3 protein-coding genes are annotated in these 2,249 nt (G+C 61.4%); all 3 read left to right on the forward strand.

The annotated features are described in order from the left end of the window. Window positions 1-761, forward strand: a 761-nt coding sequence (gene rbsC, locus AAC083_RS20420) for a ribose ABC transporter permease (protein WP_108535536.1), incomplete at its 5' end; no start/stop codon positions are given. Between the two features lie 21 nt (window positions 762-782). Beyond that, window positions 783-1,658, forward strand: a complete 876-nt coding sequence (gene rbsB / locus AAC083_RS20425) for a ribose ABC transporter substrate-binding protein RbsB (protein ID WP_108535537.1) — start codon at window positions 783-785, stop codon at window positions 1,656-1,658. 108 nt (window positions 1,659-1,766) lie between these two features. Continuing rightward, the coding region (locus AAC083_RS20430; protein ID WP_258224566.1) for a PfkB family carbohydrate kinase at window positions 1,767-2,249 on the forward strand (483 nt) is incomplete at its 3' end.

A 2,249-nucleotide genomic window follows, 5' to 3' on the forward strand; every position in this document is an offset into this window, starting at 1 on the left:
CCGCCGGTATCGATCTCTCGGTCGGCTCTGTGCTGGCCCTGTGCGGCGCGCTGGCAGCCACCATGGTCGCCATGGAGCTGCCCATCGCGCTGGTGGTGCCCCTCACTCTGGGAGCAGGAGCCCTGCTGGGCGGCGTCAGCGGCCTCATCATTGCCAAAGGCAAGGTGCAAGCTTTCATCGCCACACTGGTCACCATGACCGCCCTGCGCGGCGTGACCATGGTCTATACCGAAGGGCGCCCCATCTCCACCGGCTTCAGTGAGGGTGCCGATCACTTCGCCTGGCTCGGTACCGGTTACCTGTTCGGTCTGCCAGTGCCCATCTGGCTGATGGCCATCGTCTTCCTGCTAGCCTGGTTCATGCTCAACCACACTCGCCTCGGCCGTTACATCTACGCCCTGGGCGGCAACGAATCGGCCACCCGCCTCTCCGGCATCAATGTGGCCAGGGTGAAACTGGCGGTGTATGGTTTGTGCGGTATGTTGTCGGCACTGGCCGGGCTCATCGTTACCTCCCGCCTCTCCTCGGCCCAGCCGACTGCAGGCATGGGTTACGAGCTGGATGCCATCGCCGCCGTGGTGCTGGGTGGAACCAGTCTGATGGGTGGCAAGGGTCGCATCATGGGAACCCTGATCGGGGCACTCATCATCGGCTTCCTTAACAACGCCCTCAACCTGCTCGACGTCTCGTCCTATTACCAGATGATCGCCAAGGCCAGCGTGATTTTGCTCGCCGTGATGATCGATAACAAAAGCAAGTAAGCACACACAAGGAATGAAATGATGAAAAAGCTCAATACCCTGCTCGCTGCCGCCATCATGTCCGTGCTGGGCACAGCCCAGGCCGCCGATCACACCCTGGCCATGGTAGTTTCCACCCTTAACAACCCCTTCTTCGTCACCATGAAAGAGGGGGCTGAAGCCAAGGCCAAGGAGCTTGGCTACCAACTGGTGGTACTGGACTCCCAGAATGATCCGGCCAAGGAACTCTCCAACATGGAAGATCTCACCGTGCGCAAGGTCAATGCCATCCTGATCAACCCGACCGACTCCGAGGCTGTGGGCAACGCCATCCGCCTGGCCAACAAGGCCAACATTCCGGTGCTGACTCTGGACCGTGGCGCAGCGCAGGGTGAGGTCAAGGCCCACATTGCCTCCGACAACGTAGCTGGCGGCAAGCTGGCTGGCGACTTCATCACCCAGAAACTGGGTGCCGGTGCCAAGGTCATTCAACTCGAGGGGATCGCCGGTACCTCCGCCGCCCGTGATCGTGGCGAAGGTTTCGCCCTGGCCGTGGCCGCCAACAAGCTGCAAGTGCTGGCTTCCCAACCTGCCGACTTTGACCGCACCAAGGGTCTGAACGTGATGGAAAACCTGCTGGCGGCCCATCCGACCGTACAGGCCGTGTTCGCCCAAAACGACGAAATGGCATTGGGTGCCATCCGCGCCGTGCAAGCCGCCGGTAAAGAGGTGATGATCGTCGGCTTCGACGGCACTGACGATGGCAAGGCCGCCGTGGCCAGGGGTAAACTGGCCGCCACCGTGGCCCAGCAACCAGCCCTGATCGGTGCTATTGGCGTCGAGACCGCCGACAAGGTGCTCAAAGGCCTGCCGGTAGAAAAATCCATCCCGGTACCGCTGCAAGTGGTCAGCAAGTAAGGTGACGGGGGAGGTTCGCCTCCCCCCTTTGCCCCCGGTCTTCGATTAACCGTGCATCTTGGCTTGGGCCCACTCAAGCCAAGATGTTCCAAATCAAGGGTGATAAGAATGAATCGTCTCGTTGTTCTGGGCAGTGTCAATGCAGACCATGTACTGCGCGTTCCTCACTTCCCCCGCCCGGGTGAAACTCTGACCGGCCACAGCTATCAAGTCGTCCCCGGTGGCAAGGGGGCCAATCAGGCGGTCGCCGCCGCACGCCTCGGCGCCCCCGTCTCCTTTATTGCCCGCATCGGTGATGACGCCATCGGCCGCCAGATGAAAGCTGGTTTTGCCCAGGATGGCATCGACGTCAGTGCCGTTGAGCTCGACGACACCCTGCCCACCGGTATCGCCATCATCTATGTGAGCGATGAGGGGGAGAACAGCATCGGCATCTCCGCCGAAGCCAACAGTGCTCTCTCCCCTGCCATAGTGAAGCACCACGAAGTCCTGATTGCCGACGCTCATACCCTGCTGTTGCAACTGGAAGTGCCGCTCGAGAGCGTATTCGAAGCGGCCCGTCTGGCCCGCGCCCACGGCACCCGGGTAGTG

Source organism: Aeromonas sp. HMWF014 (assembly GCF_963878295.1).
Lineage (GTDB): Bacteria > Pseudomonadota > Gammaproteobacteria > Enterobacterales > Aeromonadaceae > Aeromonas > Aeromonas popoffii.

Coding starts and splice junctions, on each gene's coding strand:
- rbsB (WP_108535537.1), top strand. CDS start 783: ATGAAAAAGCTCAATACCCTGCTCGCTGCCGCCATCATGTCCGTGCTG.